The sequence below is a fragment of the Hoeflea sp. YIM 152468 genome (assembly GCF_029210485.1).
Taxonomy (GTDB): domain Bacteria; phylum Pseudomonadota; class Alphaproteobacteria; order Rhizobiales; family Rhizobiaceae; genus Hoeflea.
The window spans coordinates 32,060-49,623 of record NZ_JARGET010000016.1; the positions used below are offsets into that span (position 1 = coordinate 32,060).

General features: G+C 61.2%; 21 protein-coding genes. 11 read left to right on the forward strand and 10 right to left on the reverse strand.

Annotated features, from left to right (window positions below):
* Positions 1-127: 127 nt before the first annotated feature.
* The 3 genes from truA to def are packed head-to-tail and all read right to left on the reverse strand — an operon-like array spanning position 128 to position 2,414.
* On the reverse strand, positions 128-892 hold the full coding sequence (truA, locus tag PZ897_RS08950; protein WP_275751805.1) for a tRNA pseudouridine(38-40) synthase TruA: 765 nt from the start codon (positions 890-892) through the stop codon (positions 128-130).
* Complete coding sequence (fmt, locus tag PZ897_RS08955; RefSeq protein ID WP_275751806.1) at positions 892-1,836, reverse strand: methionyl-tRNA formyltransferase; 945 nt, start codon at positions 1,834-1,836, stop codon at positions 892-894. The genes truA and fmt overlap by 1 nt, the downstream gene beginning before the upstream one ends.
* 59 nt (positions 1,837-1,895) lie before the next feature.
* Positions 1,896-2,414 carry a peptide deformylase gene (gene def / locus PZ897_RS08960; protein ID WP_275751807.1) on the reverse strand — a complete coding sequence of 173 codons (519 nt, stop codon included), beginning with the start codon at positions 2,412-2,414 and terminating at the stop codon, positions 1,896-1,898.
* A gap of 166 nt (positions 2,415-2,580) precedes the next feature.
* Between def and rmuC the strand changes: the two genes are divergently transcribed.
* From rmuC to PZ897_RS08975, 3 genes are read left to right on the forward strand one after another with little or no spacing between them, the layout of a single operon-like run.
* Entirely contained in the window at positions 2,581-3,804 is a 1,224-nt protein-coding gene (gene rmuC, locus PZ897_RS08965) for a DNA recombination protein RmuC (protein ID WP_275751969.1), read from the forward strand.
* Between the two features lie 20 nt (positions 3,805-3,824).
* On the forward strand, positions 3,825-4,094 hold the full coding sequence (locus PZ897_RS08970) for a hypothetical protein (RefSeq protein ID WP_275751808.1): 270 nt from the start codon (positions 3,825-3,827) through the stop codon (positions 4,092-4,094).
* Between the two features lie 25 nt (positions 4,095-4,119).
* Positions 4,120-5,019: a ribokinase gene (locus PZ897_RS08975; protein ID WP_275751809.1), complete on the forward strand. Its 900-nt coding sequence runs from the start codon at positions 4,120-4,122 to the stop codon at positions 5,017-5,019.
* On the opposite strand, the gene PZ897_RS08980 is transcribed toward PZ897_RS08975, so the two are convergent.
* Positions 5,016-5,954, reverse strand: coding sequence for a nucleoside hydrolase (locus PZ897_RS08980; RefSeq protein WP_275751810.1), 939 nt, complete (start codon positions 5,952-5,954; stop codon positions 5,016-5,018). The two genes, PZ897_RS08975 and PZ897_RS08980, sit on opposite strands and share 4 nt — an antisense overlap.
* A gap of 160 nt (positions 5,955-6,114) precedes the next feature.
* On the opposite strand from PZ897_RS08980, the gene PZ897_RS08985 reads away from it, so the two are divergent.
* Positions 6,115-6,546 (forward strand): Hsp20 family protein, encoded by a 432-nt coding sequence (locus PZ897_RS08985; RefSeq protein ID WP_275751811.1) that lies wholly within the window; start codon positions 6,115-6,117, stop codon positions 6,544-6,546.
* A 53-nt stretch (positions 6,547-6,599) separates the two neighbouring features.
* Positions 6,600-6,857: a DUF1150 family protein gene (locus PZ897_RS08990; RefSeq protein WP_275751812.1), complete on the forward strand. Its 258-nt coding sequence runs from the start codon at positions 6,600-6,602 to the stop codon at positions 6,855-6,857.
* Between the two features lie 147 nt (positions 6,858-7,004).
* Here PZ897_RS08990 and ptsN read toward each other — a convergent pair whose 3' ends face one another.
* The 6 genes from ptsN to lptC form a co-directional block, all read right to left on the reverse strand.
* A complete protein-coding gene (ptsN, locus tag PZ897_RS08995; RefSeq protein ID WP_275751813.1) occupies positions 7,005-7,469 on the reverse strand; it encodes a PTS IIA-like nitrogen regulatory protein PtsN in 465 nt (154 codons plus the stop codon).
* Positions 7,470-7,595: 126 nt separating this feature from the next.
* Positions 7,596-8,168 (reverse strand): ribosome-associated translation inhibitor RaiA, encoded by a 573-nt coding sequence (gene raiA, locus PZ897_RS09000; RefSeq protein WP_275751814.1) that lies wholly within the window; start codon positions 8,166-8,168, stop codon positions 7,596-7,598.
* Between the two features lie 246 nt (positions 8,169-8,414).
* Positions 8,415-9,968 (reverse strand): RNA polymerase factor sigma-54, encoded by a 1,554-nt coding sequence (gene rpoN / locus PZ897_RS09005; RefSeq protein ID WP_275751815.1) that lies wholly within the window; start codon positions 9,966-9,968, stop codon positions 8,415-8,417.
* Positions 9,969-10,344: 376 nt separating this feature from the next.
* The gene (gene lptB, locus PZ897_RS09010; RefSeq protein WP_275751970.1) at positions 10,345-11,058 is read right to left on the reverse strand and encodes an LPS export ABC transporter ATP-binding protein; all 714 of its coding nucleotides are present in this window, start codon (positions 11,056-11,058) and stop codon (positions 10,345-10,347) included.
* Between the two features lie 92 nt (positions 11,059-11,150).
* Positions 11,151-11,720, reverse strand: a complete 570-nt coding sequence (locus PZ897_RS09015) for an LptA/OstA family protein (protein ID WP_275751816.1) — start codon at positions 11,718-11,720, stop codon at positions 11,151-11,153.
* A 1-nt stretch (position 11,721) separates the two neighbouring features.
* Entirely contained in the window at positions 11,722-12,417 is a 696-nt protein-coding gene (gene lptC, locus PZ897_RS09020; protein ID WP_275751817.1) for an LPS export ABC transporter periplasmic protein LptC, read from the reverse strand.
* A gap of 235 nt (positions 12,418-12,652) precedes the next feature.
* On the opposite strand from lptC, the gene sppA reads away from it, so the two are divergent.
* The 6 genes from sppA (at position 12,653) to lspA (ending at position 17,547) form a co-directional block, all read left to right on the forward strand.
* Positions 12,653-13,618 (forward strand): signal peptide peptidase SppA, encoded by a 966-nt coding sequence (gene sppA, locus PZ897_RS09025; RefSeq protein WP_275751972.1) that lies wholly within the window; start codon positions 12,653-12,655, stop codon positions 13,616-13,618.
* 9 nt (positions 13,619-13,627) lie between these two features.
* Positions 13,628-13,918 carry an integration host factor subunit beta gene (locus PZ897_RS09030; protein ID WP_275751818.1) on the forward strand — a complete coding sequence of 97 codons (291 nt, stop codon included), beginning with the start codon at positions 13,628-13,630 and terminating at the stop codon, positions 13,916-13,918.
* 194 nt (positions 13,919-14,112) lie between these two features.
* A complete protein-coding gene (locus PZ897_RS09035) occupies positions 14,113-14,463 on the forward strand; it encodes a LapA family protein (RefSeq protein WP_275751820.1) in 351 nt (116 codons plus the stop codon).
* A gap of 455 nt (positions 14,464-14,918) precedes the next feature.
* Positions 14,919-16,178 (forward strand): class I SAM-dependent methyltransferase, encoded by a 1,260-nt coding sequence (locus tag PZ897_RS09040; protein WP_275751822.1) that lies wholly within the window; start codon positions 14,919-14,921, stop codon positions 16,176-16,178.
* A complete protein-coding gene (locus PZ897_RS09045) occupies positions 16,175-17,041 on the forward strand; it encodes an RNA methyltransferase (protein WP_275751823.1) in 867 nt (288 codons plus the stop codon). Before PZ897_RS09040 ends, PZ897_RS09045 begins: the two co-directional genes overlap by 4 nt.
* A complete protein-coding gene (lspA, locus tag PZ897_RS09050; RefSeq protein WP_275751824.1) occupies positions 17,038-17,547 on the forward strand; it encodes a signal peptidase II in 510 nt (169 codons plus the stop codon). The genes PZ897_RS09045 and lspA overlap by 4 nt, the downstream gene beginning before the upstream one ends.
* Positions 17,548-17,564: the final 17 nt, after the last annotated feature.

Here is a 17,564-nt window from a genome sequence, read left to right on the forward strand (position 1 = left end):
AACGCAGATACTGGCTGGGATTGTTCTCGGCTGTTTGGGTAACTTTTCAGTTAAGAACCGGAAGCCAATCTGCCCCCTATAAAGCTGATTTATTCCTGGCAGCTGCGCTCAGAGACAGTCCGGAGCGTTACCCGGCAGGATCGGGATACTCGACCGCGCAAAAATACAGCCCGGCAGCGGCGGCCACCGGGCCGCAGGCCTTGCGATCCCTGGCGGCCAGCGCCGCCTCGACATCGGCGGTTGACCATTTGCCGGCGCCCACCAGCCGGAGAGTGCCGGCGAAAGACCGGATCTGGTTGTGCAGGAAGCTGCGCGCGGAGGCGTGAATCTCGATCAGACCCTCGGTCGCACCGGCAACCACATCGAGACGGTCAAGGTTGCGGACCGGTGAATTTGCCTGGCAATTGGTTGACCGGAAGGTGGTGAAATCATGCAGACCCACCAGGCTCTGCGCGGCCGCGTGCATGGCCTCGACATCAAGCATCCTGGACGACCACAGCGCCCGGTTCTTCTCGATCACCAGCGGCGTGCGGCGACAGATGATGCGGTAGATATAGTGCCGCTTGAGGGCCGAAAAACGGGCGTCAAAGCCATCATCGACGAGGTTTGCGGCAAGGATCCCCACTCGTTCTCCCGCCCCGAGAAGATGTGCATTGACCGCGTCGCGCACGGTATCGACCGGCCAGCTCTTCTCAAGATCGACATGGGCGACCTGACCAAGCGCATGCACCCCCGCATCGGTCCGGCCAGCACCGCGAACCAGGGTCGTTTCACCGCAGAACTTGAAAATCGCGGTTTCGATGGCCTGCTGGATCGATGGATGATCCGTCTGCCGCTGCCATCCCGAATAGCCGGTGCCGTCATATTCGATGTCGAGACGATAGCGTGGCATCAGCCGATCACCGTGCCGGGAGGTACTGCGGTTCCCCGGAGAAAATCCCGCGCGGCGAGCGGCTTGCCGCCGGCCTTCTGCAAGGTGAGAAGCCGCACAGCCTGCCCGCCGCAGGCTATGGCCAGTTCCTCATCAAGCACCGTCCCCGGCGCCGCGGTGCCGGTCTCCATGGCCACCACTTGCGTGGCAAGCACCTTGACCCGCTCGGCGCGATCGCCGCTGCTTAACGCGAACCAGGCACCGGGTGACGGGGACAGTCCGCGGATATGGTTGTGCACCTGCTCGGCTGGCTGGCTGAAATCGATCCGTGTTTCACTCTTGCTGATCTTGGACGCATAGGTCACACCGCCATCCGCTTGCGGCGTGACCGGCAGCCCTGACGTCTCAAGGCGCGCCATGGCATCGACCATCAGGCGGGCCGTCAGTGCCGCAAGTGCATCATGCAACTCGCCGGCGGTCATGGATGGTGTAATCTTGACGGAACCCGTCAGCGCCACGGGGCCGGTGTCGAGACCCTCGTCCATCTTCATGATCATCACGCCGGTTTCGGTGTCGCCAGCCATGATAGCGCGCTGGATCGGCGCCGCACCGCGCCAGCGAGGCAGCAGCGAGGCATGGCCGTTCCAGGCGCCGTGGCGCGGGGCCTCGAGAATGGGCCTGGGCAGGATCAGCCCGTAGGCAACGACAACCGCCGCGTCTGCCTCAAGCGCTTTAAAAGCCGCCTGCTCTTCCTGGCCTTTCAGGCTCCTGGGTGTGAACACCGGAATGCCCAGACCTTCGGCGGTGCGATGGACCGGCGACGGCAGCACTTCGAGCCCGCGGCGGCCGGATGGACGCGGCGGCTGGGAGTAGACCGCCACGATTTCGTGTCCCGCTGCATGCAGCGCTTGCAGCGTTGGCGCCGCATAATCTGGCGTTCCCATAAAAATGATGCGCATACTCAAACCTCAAACAGCTCGGCGGCGGGCACAACGCCACGTTACGATCACTTTACCCGATACCCTCAGGCGGTAACGCGTGTTCTGGCCAGCTTGGTGAATTTGCGCACCACCATGTCACGCTTGAGCTTGGAGATGTGGTCGATGAACAACACGCCGTTCAAATGATCGATCTCGTGCTGCAGGCAGGTGGCGAGCAGGCCATCGGCTTCGGTCAATTGCTCCTTGCCGGTGCGATCAAGATGCTTGACGCTTACCGTTTCCGGGCGCTCGACCTCGGCATAGTAATCCGGGATCGACAGGCAGCCTTCCTCATAGACACTGATGCCATCGCCGGTGGCGATAAGCTCGGGATTGATGAAGACTTGCGGATTGGGCGTCTCGTCCTTGCCGGCCACGTCAATCACCAGCAAACGTCGCGGCACGCCGACCTGAATTGCGGCGAGGCCGATTCCCGGCGCGTCGTACATGGTCTCGATCATGTCCTCGATGAAACTCTCCAGTTCCGCGTCGAAGCGTTCCACCGGCTGGCTTTGCTGGCGGAGAATGGGATCGGGCAGGTAGATGATGGGCTTGATGGTCATGGCGGTGAATTAATCATTGATCGGTGCGACGTCAATCATGCCGGTGCGGAAGCCAACAGCAATGTTCATGTTTTGATCTGACAAACAGGCAAGAATCATCTAGGAATTCAGCATGCAGATTGACGACGCCTTGTTTTCATCAGGACTTATCGAGCTCAACGGCCACATGGTGACGCTGGGCGAGTTGCTTCTGGCCGTCGTCGCCGGGCTTGCCATCCTGTCGGTCTGGGCGAGCCTGGCGCTGATACGGGCCGGCAGGGCACGGGCCCGGGCGGAGGCCGAAGCCTCGGCAAGGGCGGAGCAGGCGGAGACGCAGCTGGCCGAGATTCTCAAGGCGCAGTCGGAAATGCAGGGCCGCATGGGCGCGATGGCGGAGTTGTTCGGCGCGCGCCAGGCCGAGCTCAACCAGTCGATCGGTCAGCGCATCGACGGCATGACCCAGCGCATCGGCTCGACACTCACCGACCAGACCCGCAGCACGCACGAAAATCTGACAAAGCTGCAGGAGCGGCTGGCCGTGATCGACACGGCACAGGCCAATATCCAGTCGCTGGCGCGTGACGTCGTCGGGCTGCAGGCCATTCTGTCCAACAAGCAGACGCGCGGCGCCTTCGGTCAATCGCGGATGGAAACCATCATCCGGGACGGATTGCCGTTCGGGGCTTTCAGTTTCCAGCCAACACTGTCAAACGGCATGCGGCCCGATTGCACCATCGCCATGCCCAATGATGCGCCGGATCTGGTGATTGACGCCAAATTTCCGCTGGAAGCCTGGAACGCGATGCGAGCCGCGGAAACCGAGGGCACTGGCGAGCAAGGCATCCAGCCGGCGCAGCAGCGTTTCCGCCGGGATATCGAGGTTCATATCCGCGACATTTCCGAGAAATACCTGATCACGGGCGAGACCCAGGATACGGCGTTCTTGTTCGTGCCGTCGGAATCGATCTTCGCCGAGATCCACGAGAATTTCGAAACCATCGTGCACAAGGCCCAGCGCGCACGGGTGGTGATTGTCTCCCCGTCATTGCTGATGCTGTCGATCCAGGTGATCCAGGCGCTGCTGAAAGACGCCCGCATGCGCGAACAGGCGCATCTGATCCAGGGAGAGGTGCTGCGGCTGATGGAAGATGTTTCCCGTCTCGATGACCGCACCCGCAAGCTGCAAGCGCATTTCTCCATGGCGCAGAAGGATGTCGACCAGATCCTGACCTCCTCGGAAAAGCTGACCAAGCGTGGCGCCAAGATCGAAGCGCTGGAATTCGCCCAGATTGCCGATGAGGCGACCGCCGAAACGGCCGCGCAAGCATCCCGGGCTGCTGACCATGAGCCCCCGAAGTTCGAGCCGCGATCCTCAACACTGAAACTCCGCGTTGTCGATGAGGACGACTAGAGTGTTAACCGCTGCAAATCTTGATCCTGGCTGACTGGCTCGGCGATTACGCCGACATTTCCACATCCAGCCGTTTGCCTGCCTGGCCGCGCGGCGCCGAGATGCCCGACGGCGGAGAATTTCCTTTCCATGTCGCCGATGACCTGCCGCAGGTTCAGTATGACGCGCTCCGCACCGGCGATTATCCGATGGTCTGCTACATTCAGGGCCGGGAGAGCACCTTGTGTCTGATCAAGCAACCTGGCATGAGCGCCCTGATTGAGGTTGGCGCACAGTCATTTCCAGGCTAACAGCAGCACCCCAAGGGAGACCATCATGATCACCATTATTGGATCCGCCAACATGGATCTTATTGCCACCACCCCCCGCCTGCCCGAGCCAGGCGAAACCGTCGCCGGGACGGAGTTCACCACCGCACAAGGCGGCAAGGGTGCAAATCAGGCACTGGCGGCCCAGCGCGCAGGCGCGAAAGTTGTTTTTGCCGGCGCGGTCGGCACGGACGCCTATGGCGTCGAGGCGCTGGCCCTGCTTGACCAGGCAGGCGTGGATCTCGATTCGGTCCGCCACCTTGAAGGCGCAACCGGCATAGCGATGATCCTGGTGGGCGGCGACGGCGAGAACATGATCGTCGTCATCCCCGGCGCCAACGGACAGGTCACTGCCCGGGACGCCGAACAGGCGGTGGCCCGAATGGCAGACAACGACACGCTGCTGTTGCAGATGGAAATTCCCGAAGCTGCGACAGAGGCGGCACTCAAGGCCGCCCGCGCGCGCGGCATCAAGAGCATTCTCAACATCGCGCCGCTGACCGACGCGGTGGAGCGTCTGGCGCCGCTTGCCGACATCGTGATCGCCAACGAAACCGAATTTGCGCGGCTGTCAGGCCGCTCGGCGGAAACGCTTGATGCTGCAAGAGAGGAACTCGCCAAACTGCACACAAGAACCGGTCAGTGCATGATCGTCACGCTGGGCGGTGATGGGGTTCTCTGGGCCAAGGACGGCACAGTCGAACATATTGATCCCCTTAGCATCACACCGCTCGACACGGTGGGCGCGGGCGATACCTTCTGCGGCTATCTGGCTCAAGGGCTCGATGCCGGACTGGACTTTGCAACGGCCAATCGCCGCGCCGCCGTAGCCGGAGCCCTGGCATGCCTGAAACCCGGCGCACAGCCGTCGATCCCGCTCGCTTCCGAAGTCGAAATGCGACTCTAAAGACGACCGAGTCGCTCAATCAGCAGATCGAAGAAGCGGTCTGCGTCGACTTCGCGGGCGACAAAGGCGTTTTCGGGCCGTTTGGTCACTTTCCACCAGTCGATCACCGTGGCGCCAAGGGTCAGTTCCGATCCGGTCTCGATCTCGACATTGCATTTGCGCCCGGTGAACATGGCCGGATCAAGCAGCCAGGCGATGACAGTCGGGTCATGCAGCGGACCGCCATCGGTGCCGTATTTCTGCTCGTCATACCGCTCGAAAAACTCGAGCATGTCGGCCATCGCCATCGACGCGCGGTTGCCATTGGCCCGCAACCGGTCAACCCTTGCCCTGGTGGTCAGCACCTTGTGGGTGACATCCAGTGGCATCATGGTGATCGGCACGCCCGACTGAAACACCACATCAGCGGCCTCGGGATCAACGTAGATGTTGAATTCGGCCGAAGGGGTGATGTTGCCGCCTTCAAAGAAGCCGCCGCCCATCAAGACGATTTCCTTGATCAGCCGAACCACATCGGGCGACTTCTCGAACACCGTGGCGATGTTTGTCAGCGGCCCCAGCGCGCAGAGCGTCACCGATCCGGCAGGCTCGGCACGCAGCGTCTCGATTATGAAGTCCGCCGCATGCCCGGGCTCAAGCGGGCGGCCGGGTTCGAACGGTTCCACGCCATCGAGCCCGGTCTTGCCGTGTACATGCTCGGCGGTCACGAGGTTGCGGCGAAGCGGCTTGTCAGCCCCGGCGAACACCTTGATATCGGCGCGGCCGCAGATCTCGGTGATCATGCGGGCATTGCGGCTGGTCAGCGCCAGCGGCACATTGCCGGCCACCGCAGTAATTCCCAATACGTCGACCTCCGGGCTTGCCAGCGCAAGCATGATCGCCGCGGCATCATCCTGTCCAGGATCGGTGTCGATGATGATCTTACGCGGTGTCATGGCGGGTCCTTCAGTCTAGCGATTCGGTCGGCGCGACATTACGGGCGGCATGGGTCAGAGAGCAAGGCGCTTGCGAAGCCGCACTGGAATTCCCATATTACGATCAAGCCGGATGCTGATTGCAGGTCCGGTGCCTGTCGCTTGAAACCGAGGACAAACCATGTCGCGCATGACGCCTTTTTCAAGCCCGCTGCTGCTGGGCTTTGACACAATGGAGAAGACCCTGGAGCGGATCGCCAAGGGGTCTGAAGGATACCCGCCTTACAATATCGAGCGCATCAGCGCTTCTGCCGATGGCAGCAATTGTGAACGATTGCGGATCACGCTGGCGGTTGCCGGTTTCTGCGACGAAGACCTTGAAGTGACGACCGAGGAAAACCAGCTGGTCATCCGCGGTCGCCAGGCCGAAGCCGACGGCCGCGAATACCTGCACCGCGGCATTGCGTCACGGCAGTTTCAGCGGATGTTCGTGCTTGCCGATGGCATGCAGGTTGTCAGCGCCGATCTGAAGAACGGATTGCTTTCGGTTGACCTTATTCGTCCGGAACCGGAGCGGATGGTGCGAAAAATTAACATTTCGGTTCGAGACTAAGGATCAAGGTTCGACCAACAGGATGTTTCCTGCCACAACCAGGAGGAATCGACATGATTGCCAAATCGGGAAAAACCCAACTGTCCGCTCATGACCTGGCCCTGCTCGGTGCAGGCAAGGTCGGTTATATTCGCAAGATGCGCTCGGAAGACGTGCTGGCCCGGTTCCCCGAAGCACCTGTGCTCGATCCCGGACTGGAGTTATGGGCACTGTTTGGTGCAGACGGCACGCCGATCCTGCTGACCGACAACCGGTCGAGCACATTTTATCGGGCTGCCGAAGACGAATTGAAGACCGTCGCCCTGCATTGACGGCCCCTGCGCGCATCCGGTGATCATCTCGCTCACCTGAGCAGACAAAAAAACCCGAAATTCACCGTGGATTTTCGGGTTTTTCTATGCCTGTCCCAGCAACCACGCCGGGTCTGGTCAGAGCCCTGCGCCCGGCGGATGCTGCCCTCAAGCGGCGTTGGACGCTTTTTCGTCGGTGAGAAATGCATAAAGCGAGGCAGCATTGTCGGTGGCGCGCAGCTTGGCGACCATGTCGCTGTCACGCATCACACGGGCGATCCGCGAGAGCGCCTTGAGATGATCAGCGCCAGCGCCTTCCGGCGCGAGCAACAGGAACACCAGATCGACCGGCTGGTCGTCCAGAGCCTCGAACTCAACCGGCTGGTCAAGCCGCGCAAAAATGCCGACTATTCGATCAAGCGACGACAGCTTGCCATGCGGGATGGCAATACCATTGCCAACACCGGTCGACCCAAGCCGCTCGCGCTGCAGAATGACGTCAAACACCTCACGCTCGGCAAGTCCCGTGACTTCCGATGCCTTGGCCGCCAATTCTTGCAACAGCTGTTTCTTGGAGTTTGCCTTTAGCGCAGGCAGAACAGAGTTCTGCCCAATCAGATCAGCAAGCGCCATGTCACATTCCTTGTTTTGGGTCCGTAGTCCGGGCCGCACTGTTCGCTTCAGGTGAAGGACTGCAGGCCAACGCCAGCTTATGCCACCGATGACCTGCCTGCCTTCATTCCATCTCAACCTTCGACGTTAGGTCTTGTTCCCGCCAGCATCAATCCAGCCGATATTGCCATCATCCCGGCGATACACAACATTGAGCGCGTCATTGCCCGCATTGCGGAACATCAAGATCCGTTCATCCGTCATATCAAGTGCCATCACGGCATTGGCCACGCTCATGGTGACCAGTTGCTTGGTGCTTTCGGCGATGATCGCCGGAGCGTAGTCTTCGGGTACTTCCGCTGCATCGTCACCTTCGGAATCCACCACCGCATAAGCCAGCTTGGCCTGAACCTGCTGGTTGTTGGCGTGATGGTCCTTGAGACGACGCTTGTAACGGCGCAGCCGCTTTTCAATACGTTCGGCAGCGGCATCAAAAGAGGGCTGCGGATCCTGGGCTTCCCCGGTTGCATGCAGGACGACACCAGTATCGAGGTGGATCTTGCAATCGGCTTTAAAGCGGGATCCGGACTTTTCGACGATCACCTGGCTTGAAAACCCGCCATCGTAATATTTTCGAACTGCTCCCGTGACATGGTCTTCAATCCGGGTCCTGAAGGACTCGCCGATTTCCATATGCTTACCAGACACTCGCACGCTCATGGGTTATCCCTTCTTGTTATGACTTGGGAAATCAGTCTAGGCCATGCGCCGCGCTCATCCAAGCGTCTGCTGGCGGTCAATTGCTCCGGTCCAAGCAATTTTTCACTTGACAAAACCGGCCTACAGCGCCGCATTTCCTGCGTCGTCCGATGCGGGGCGGCTTCTACGCTTGTGCGCCCGGCCTGTCAAGTTAACGCTGTAGGCCGTTAAATTGGAAAGCGTTTTCAAGCGATTGCTTGATGTCGATTATACCGCCGCGGCGCGCGCCCTGGCCCGCTTCTCGCGGCGCCGCTGTACCGAGGACGGGATAGCCATGGCCTCGCGGTACTTCGCCACCGTCCGGCGCGCGATTTCCACGCCGGATTTCTTTAAAAGATCAACCAGATCATCGTCTGACAGGACCGCTTCAGCGGCCTCTTCGGCCACCATCACGCGAATGCGATGGCGGACCGATTCGGCCGAATGCGCGTCGCCGCCGGGGTTCGCCGAAGCGATCGAGACCGTGAAGAAGTACTTCAGCTCAAACACACCGCGCGGGGTGATCATGTATTTGTTGGCGGTGACACGGCTGACAGTCGATTCATGCATGCCGATGGCGTCTGCAACGGCCTTGAGATTGAGCGGCCGCAAATGGTCGACACCATGCAGCAGAAAAGCATCCTGCTGGCGGACAATTTCCGTCGCCACCTTGATGATCGTCCTCGCCCGTTGGTCCAGCGAGCGCGCCAGCCAGTTGGCGGTCTGCAGACACTCGCCGAGAAAGTCCTGGCCGGGGGCGTTTTTCGGCATTTTTCCGGTCACGGAGGCGAAATAGGTCTGGTTGACCAAAACCCGCGGCAAGGTGTCGGGGTTGAGCTCGATGTTCCAGCCGCCGTCAGACGCCGGGCGTACAAAGACATCGGGCACCACCAACTCGCTCGATCCAGTTTCAAACCGGGTGCCCGGCTTGGGATCCAGAGCCCGGATCTCGGCCATCATGTCGAGCAGATCTTCCTCATCAACTCCGCAAATCCGCGTCAGCGTGGTGAAATCGCGTCGCGCAAGCAGTTCGAGATTGTCGACCAGCACCGCCATGGCCGGATCGAGCCGGTCCTTGCGCGCCAGTTGCAGGGCCAGGCATTCGCCGAGCGAACGGGCAAACAACCCCGCAGGCTCGAATTCCTGCAGGCGTGACAACACCCCGGCGATATCGGCCTCCTTCGCGCCCAGCCGGGCAATGGTCTCCGCCATGCCGCCGACCATATAGCCCGCCGCATCAAGCTGATCGGCCAGATCCGTTGCAATCAATCGCTCGGCAGGGTCTGGAAACGCAAAGGATATCTGTTCGGCAACGTGGTCACGCAGGGTCGGCGCGCGCGCGGCAAAATCATCAAGATCATAGCCCTCGCCCGAACGAGCCCCATCGCTGCCCGGCATGGATTTCCAGTTGTCGATGAATTCGGGCTGATCCACGCGCGCGGTGCCGTGATCATCAGGAAAGACATTCTCATAGCGCGCATCGATCTCGGCGGTCATGCGCTCGGACGGAGTTTCGGCCGATCCGGTCCAAGCCGCGTCTTCCGCGGCATCGCCGGATGCCGCCTGTGCGGCGGACGTCTCTTCGGGAGCAGCGGAGCCGGTTTCCTGATGGTCGGCATCAGAACTCACCAGTTCGAGCAGCGGATTGCGTTCGACTTCCTCTTCGATGAAACGGGTCAGTTCGACATGGCTGAATTGCAGCAGACGGATCGACTGCATTAGTTGCGGCGTCATCACCAGTGACTGGCTTTGGCGCAATTGGAGACCAGCTGACAGGGCCATGGCGATGCTTTACTCCCGGCTGCGGCGCTGTGAATCGGATCGGACGCACGATGACCGCCGCAACAGTTTGAAGTCGCGTCACAGTGTTCGGCTCACGCCCGGAGATGATCGGGGGCAACCATGCGTCCGTACTGCCTCGACTTCGGTTTGCGGGCGTTCCGCGCAGCCATCGTCCAAGCAGACACCGCGCGACAGCAACCCCGGTCAGCCCATCTGGCCCGAAAATTGCTTTTTTATTCTGTCCGGTCAAGCCCGACCTGCGGACAAGGTAAAATTGCCCGGCCGGGGCAGATTCCGAACGAAAACCGGCCAGAGCGCCGATGGTCGGATGCCCATTTGGCCCGGGCACGGAGACCAGCCGGCAGAAAAGCGATCTTCAGAGCGAGAATTGTTCACCGAGATAGAGCCGCCGCACATCCGCGTTGGCAACAATGTCCTGCGGGCGGCCATGGGTGAGCAGTATGCCGTCATTCATGATGTAAGCCCGATCGATCAGTCCGAGCGTTTCGCGGACATTGTGGTCGGTGATCAGCACCCCGATGCCGCGGCGGGTAAGATGCCGGACCAGATCCTGAATATCGGAGACCGCGATCGGATCGACGCCGGCGAAGGGTTCATCGAGCAGCATGAAAGTCGGATCAGAAGCCAGCGCGCGGGCAATTTCGAGCCGGCGCCGCTCGCCGCCGGACAAGGATATGGAGGCGGACTTGCGCAAATGCGCGATGTGGAACTCCTCGAGCAGACTGTCGAGTTTCTCCTCACGTTTGGCACGATCCCTTTCCACCACTTCCAGAACGGCGCGGATATTGGCTTCGACACTCAAACCGCGGAAAATCGAGGCCTCCTGCGGCAGATAGCCGACACCTAGCCGGGCACGCCGGTACATCGGCAGACTGGACACATCGTTCCCGTCAATCTCGATTGTGCCGACGTCCACCGGCACCAGCCCGGTGATCATGTAGAAACACGTGGTTTTGCCCGCGCCGTTGGGACCGAGAAGTCCCACCGCCTCACCGCGGCGGACACCGAGCGAGACGCCGTCCACCACCTTGCGGGATTTGTAGGACTTGGTCAGATTGCGGGCTATCAGCGTGCCGTCATAGCGTCCCGGCGCCTCGGCGGCGGCCTGATCGGCGTCACCCTTGCCATTGTTGCCGCCAAGCGATGAAAACAGAGCTCGGATCACTGTTTGGGTCGCGATTTGGGGTCGAGCTGGATCATGACGCGACCGCCGCAGCTGTCGAGCTTGGCCTGACCGCTCTTCATCTCCACCGTCAGCTTGCAGCCGATAAAGACGTTTTCGGCGTCGGTCAGCACAACCTTTTCACCGGTGAGCACCAGAACCTCATCAATCATATTGAAGTTGCCGGCATCGGCTGTGGCGGTTTGGGTGCCGGACTGGATCAGCACCTTCTTGTACATTTCAATTTCGCTGATTTCTGCCGTTCCCGAGGAAACCGAGCCGCCATTCTTGACGTAATTGACGACCATCTCGCCCGCCTGCAGGACCGTGTCGCCCTGCACCACCTTGACGTTGCCGGTGAAGGTCGCCTGGCTGGTTTCCTCGTTGATCTTGAGCAGGTCACTTTCGATCTGGATCGGCTCGTCACTGGTCAGGGTCATGCCCGACATCTTGCTTTCGGTGCCCTGCGCAAAGGCGGCAGGCAGCGGCGGCCCGAATGTCGATGCCAGCAATCCGGCGGCGATCAGAATCGCGGCAGTCCGCATGAAGGTGAGTGTGGGGATGGCCATGTCAGTTCGTCGCTCCATCCTTCGACTTTAATGCGGAGGGGTTGATCGTCATGCGGACCTTGTCCTGAAAGATGATAATGCGGCCTTTATCCTGTATCTGCATGGATTGCGCAACCACGGATGCGTCACCGGAACTGATGGACACCGGGGTCTCGGAGACCAACGTGCTGTTGGCCAGATCGATATCTGCCGACTGCAGCCGGACCTGCATTCCAGCCTCGGTATTGACCGTGAAAGGCTGTTTGAAAACCATGGTCTGCCCGGCGCGGTCATAGGTACCGCGGACTGCATTCAAGACCGCCTTGTCACCATTTGACACCGGCAGGTCGGCAACAATGTCTTCCAGCACGATGATATCCGGCGTGTCGAGATCCTGAATCGCCTTGTCGGCACGCAGGGTATAGGGATTGGCATCGGAGGTCTGGCCGCTCATCACCGGGCTCTGCATGACCAGCTTTCCATCCAGGATCGCCACCGATTCAATCCCGATCCCCTGTGGCACCAGGTTGTCGAACCAGGAGACGACGACAAAGGCGATGACGATGAGGGCTGCGGACAGCGGCAAAAGGATCTTGAGCACCCGGACAAGCCGGGTATGGGACCGGGCGCGCCGGTACTGGGCATGCGAACGTCCCGCATAGTCGCCGCGCCCTGGCACTCCTGAAGCGATTGGCCCTGATGCGGTCGGCGGTGTCATTCGTTGCTGTAATCCCGAAGGCTGTTGACGCCATGCCGACTTTCGGTCCGGTTGCCCGCCCGTGTGGCTGTTGCAGAGAACTTCGCATGGCAATATGGTGAGATTGCGAAGCAGTTGACACAGATTGCCACGGCTCGCTGACAATGGCAAAAACAAAGCGGAGTTTGTGCAGATTGGCCGATCCGGCCCTCTGCACTGCATTCGCGCCCCACACTCCATCGGAGGAGCAAGCGTGATCGATCCGGAACTTCTTGCCGATCGTCGCCGTATTCGGCGTAAACTCAGTTTCTGGCGGATCATGACCGTCGTCGTCAGCGTCGCGCTTGTGGCGGGACTGGTGTGGCGGTTCCAGGGAGCGGCACGCGACAGCAACCATATTGCGCGTATCGATATCGATGGCGTCATCACCGACGATCAGCCATTGCTTGATCTGATCAAGGATGTTGCGGAAAATGACGCGGCAAAGGCGCTGATTGTCTCCATTTCCTCCCCCGGCGGCACGACCTATGGCGGAGAGCGGCTCCACAAGGCCTTGCTGGCCGCAGGCAAATCCAAGCCCGTCGTCGCCGACATCCACACATTGGCGGCGTCAGCCGGCTACATGATCGCTGTGTCGACCGACCATATCGTCGCCGGCGAAAGCTCGATCGTCGGCTCCATCGGAGTGCTTTTCCAGTATGCCCAGGCAGGGGAACTGCTCGACAAGATCGGAATTCGACTGGAAGCGATCAAATCCTCGCCGATGAAAGCCGAACCCTCCCCGTTTCATGAAGCCAGCGACGAGGCCAAGGCGATGATCCGATCGATGGTCCTCGACAGCTACGACTGGTTTGTCGACATGGTGGCGGCGCGCCGCGAGATGGACCGCACCGAAGTTCTGGCGCTCGCTGACGGTTCGATCTTCACTGGGCGGCAAGGGCTCAAGAACGGACTTGTCGATGCGCTCGGGGGTGACGCCGAAATAAGAGCCTACCTGAAAGGCCGCAACGTTGACGACACGCTCAAGATAGTTGACTGGAAACCTGCGGACTCGACGACGGGTTTGCTTTTCGGTGCGCGGGCAGCCAGCCTGCTGCAGCAATTCATTGGTGTGCCTGAGACATTTTCGAACGAGATCAACCGGCTGGCGGATGGCAAGTTGTTCCTTGACGGCCTTGTATCCGTTTGGCAGGTTGGCGGTCATTCGGAGAGTGGCGAGTAGGGCGAGGACATGATCAAATCGGAATTGGTGCAAGCAGTTGCGGCGCGAAACCCGCACCTTTATCATCGAGATGTCGAAAATATCGTCAACGCGGTGCTCGACGAGATCACCGACGCCCTGTCGGAGGGCAATCGCGTCGAGTTGCGCGGTTTCGGCGCCTTCTCGGTGAAGAACCGCCCGCCGAGATCGGGCCGCAACCCGCGCACCGGTGAGCCGGTGTTCGTGGAAGAAAAATGGGTTCCTTTCTTCAAGACCGGCAAGGAATTGCGCGAACGGCTCAATCCTGACAGCAAGGACTGAGCCTGACAGCAAGAACTGAGCCCGCCAGCCCCTGCGGCACACGAGCTGCCTGCGACTTGTGCCGCTCCGTCCGGCCGACAAAACACGCCACTTTGGGCGATTGCCCCTTGGTTTGCTGGCAAACCGGATTACATGACAGCATGCACCGGTCAGCCAGGGCAAGGCGCCCGGGCTCGAGAGAATAGGAGCGACACATGATCAAGCGCATCATCGCATTGGCAATATTCGTGCCTCTGGGCATCGCCCTCATCATGCTGTCGGTCGCCAACCGCACGGCGGTGACGCTGGCGCTCAATCCGTTCAACCCGGCAGATACGGTGCTGTCGGTGACATTGCCCTTCTTCGTGTTTTTGTTTGTTACGCTGATCATCGGCATGATCATCGGATCGCTGGCGACCTGGTTCAAGCAGGGCAAGCACCGGCAGCGGGCCCGCGCCAACGCCAATGAAGCGGTAAAGTGGCATTCCGAAGCCGATCGCCAGAAAGCCAAGGCGCAGCAGATCGCCGCTGCCCTGCCCGCACCGGACAAGCGCAGCGCCGCCTGAGGCACACCGCCCTCGCCGCGCCTCCCTGTCGTCCCAGCTTTCATGTTTCGATCCGCGCGCAAGATTTGCGGCGCTCCCGCTGGTGTCGCCATTGCTGTCAGCACCGGTCTCGAAACGCGTATCAAGACGGCCCTCTGCCAGTCCCGGACCCGACCTCTCCACTTGTTCCAAGTGCAGCGACTTCCTTCGAACTGCCATTCCAACCCAGGAGGATGAGCGCGCCGATCGTATCCGACATACCTCGCCTGATCGGTTGGGCGGGCGGGCGGCTCGGGCGTGAAACGGCCCGCTTGCCACCGGTTTGGGGACCGCGCTGATTGCTGCACAAGCCGCACGGCACGAAAACGGCTTTGCCAAGTTCCGATCCGGTTGCTATGTCCAGACGACCATGAAACCTCGGGGGTCAGGGTTGCTTTGGCCCCGGCTTCATCCAGATCGATCAGGATTTTTCCACTTTGGCGGACAAACGCTCCCAACATCCCCGACGCGGCAGCTCTGCGAAGCCAGGGGATGGCAAGCCGAAGCGCAGAAAACCGCGGGATGGCAGACCGGAGCAAGCGGGCAACACAGCGCGTGCACAGGCTGATCCCGGGGCCAAGCCGCCGGCCAAACCGCACACCAGGTCCAGCCGCGCCAAGGCGCCGCAGGAAGCACTCAATGCCCGAAGCAAGCCCTCGCCGGACAAGCAATCCGCGCCCAGGCCGATCTACAATGCACCGGATTTCGACAGGCGCGAACCAGCCCGGCAGCAGGTGTCGCTACGGCCGCTCAACCAGCGCAGCGGCGCCCTGCCGGCACAATCGGCGCCGATCATTCTCGAAAGCGGCAACGAGGACGGCTACCGGCTGCTCGACACCGGTCTCAACGCCAGCGGCCAGGGCGAGAAGCTCGAACAATATGGCGCTCTGCGTATTGTCCGCCCGGAAGCACAGGCGTTGTGGGCGCGCGGCCTGCCAGACGGCGTCTGGGACAAGGCCGATGCGGTGTTCACCGGCGACACCGACGAGGACGGCATCGGCCGCTGGGCGTTCCCCAATCTGCCGCTGGGCGAAACCTGGCCGATGAAACTGCTCGATGTCGATTTCCATGGCCGGCTGACCTCGTTCCGCCATGTCGGGGTGTTCCCCGAGCAGATCGCCCACTGGCGCTGGATGGCGGATCAGATCACTGCGGCCAGGCGGCCGCTGAAGGTGCTCAACCTGTTTGGCTATACCGGGGTTGCCTCGCTGGTGGCGGCCAAGGCCGGGGCTGAAGTCACCCATGTCGATGCTTCCAAGAAGGCCATCGGCTGGGCCAGGGAAAACCAGGCGCTGGCCGGGCTGAACGACCGGCCGATCCGCTGGATCTGCGAGGATGCGATGAAATTCATTGCCCGCGAGGAACGCCGCGGCAACCAGTATGACATCATCCTCACCGACCCGCCGAAATTCGGCCGGGGGCCGAATGGCGAAGTCTGGCAATTGTTCGAGCATCTGCCGCTGATGCTCGACATCTGCCGCGAGCTGCTGAGCCCGAAGCCGGTCGGACTGGTGCTGACGGCCTATTCGATCCGGGCCTCGTTCTACGCCATTCACGAATTGATGCGCGAGACCATGCGCGGCGCCGGCGGCCGGGTGGAATCGGGCGAATTGATCCTGCGCGAGAGCGGCAAGGCGACGCCGGACGATTGCCGCGCCCTGTCAACCTCGCTGTTTGCAAGGTGGCTGCCGCAATGAGTGAACACAAAACCCCAACAAGCGGCACCGGGCGGGTCGGCCAGATCAAGGACATCACCAGCCTGTCCAACCCGATCATCAAGGACATCCGCGCGCTGTCGATGAAGAAGCATCGCGACGAGACCGGCACGTTTCTGGCCGAAGGCCTGAAGCTGGTGATCGACGCGATCGAACTCGGCTGGAGCATCCGCACGCTGATCTACGCCAAGAGCCAACGCGGCAAGGCGCAGGTCGAAAAGATTGCGGCGCTGACCTTTGCCCGCGGCGGGCTGGTGCTGGAAGTGAGCGACAAGGTACTCACAGCGATTACCCGGCGCGACAACCCGCAGGCGGTGATCGCCGTGTTCGAGCAGAAGCTGATGCCACTGAGCTCGGTGAAGGTAAAGCCGGACGACACCTGGGTGGCGCTCGACCGGGTTCGCGATCCGGGCAATCTGGGCACCATCATCCGCACCTGCGACGCCGCCGGCGCCTCCGGTGTCATCCTGATCGGCGACACTGTCGATCCGTTCTCGACCGAGACCGTGCGGGCGACGATGGGGTCGATCTTCGCGGTGCCACTGGTGCGGGCCTCCGAGAGCGACTTTCTGAGCTGGTCGGCGAAAGCCGCGCCGATGCTGGTCGGCAGCCATCTCAAGGGCAGCGTCGATTACCGGACGATCCCTTACCGCAACCAGCCGGTGGTGCTGTTGATGGGCAACGAGCAGGCAGGCCTGCCCGACACGCTGGCCAAGGCCTGCCGCAAGCTGGCGCGGATTCCGCAAGCCGGCCGGGCCGATTCTCTCAATCTGGCGATTGCCACCGGGGTGATGCTGTTCGAGGCGCGGCGGCATCTCCTTGATCTGGAAGATCCCGCCCCATGAGCGAGCCTGCACCCAAGGCCTCCGCGCTGAGCCGGATCGCGCCGATGCTGACACTGATCACGGTTTCGGTTGCGCTTGACCAGATCATCAAGTGGCTGGTGGAAACCCGGTTGCCGTTCCACGAGATCGTGCCGGTGATCCCAATGTTCGCCCTCTATCGGACCTGGAACGAAGGCATCGCGTTTTCGCTGCTCAAGGGAATGCCGGATACGTGGCTGCTGGCCCTGACCGGGCTGGTGGTGGTCTTTGTGCTGTATCTGTGGCGGCGCACCCCGCCAGGACGCGGCATCGCCCATCTGGGTTATGCGCTGATCATCGGCGGCGCACTGGGCAATCTGATCGACCGCGCGGTCTACGGCCATGTGGTCGACTACATCCTGTTTCACACCGAAAGCTGGTCATTTGCCGTCTTCAATCTCGCCGACAGCTTTATCAGCATCGGCGCCGGCCTGATTGTGCTCGACGAACTGATCGCCACCTTGCACGACCGCAAAAGACGCGATTGATCACGCCGGCGGACATC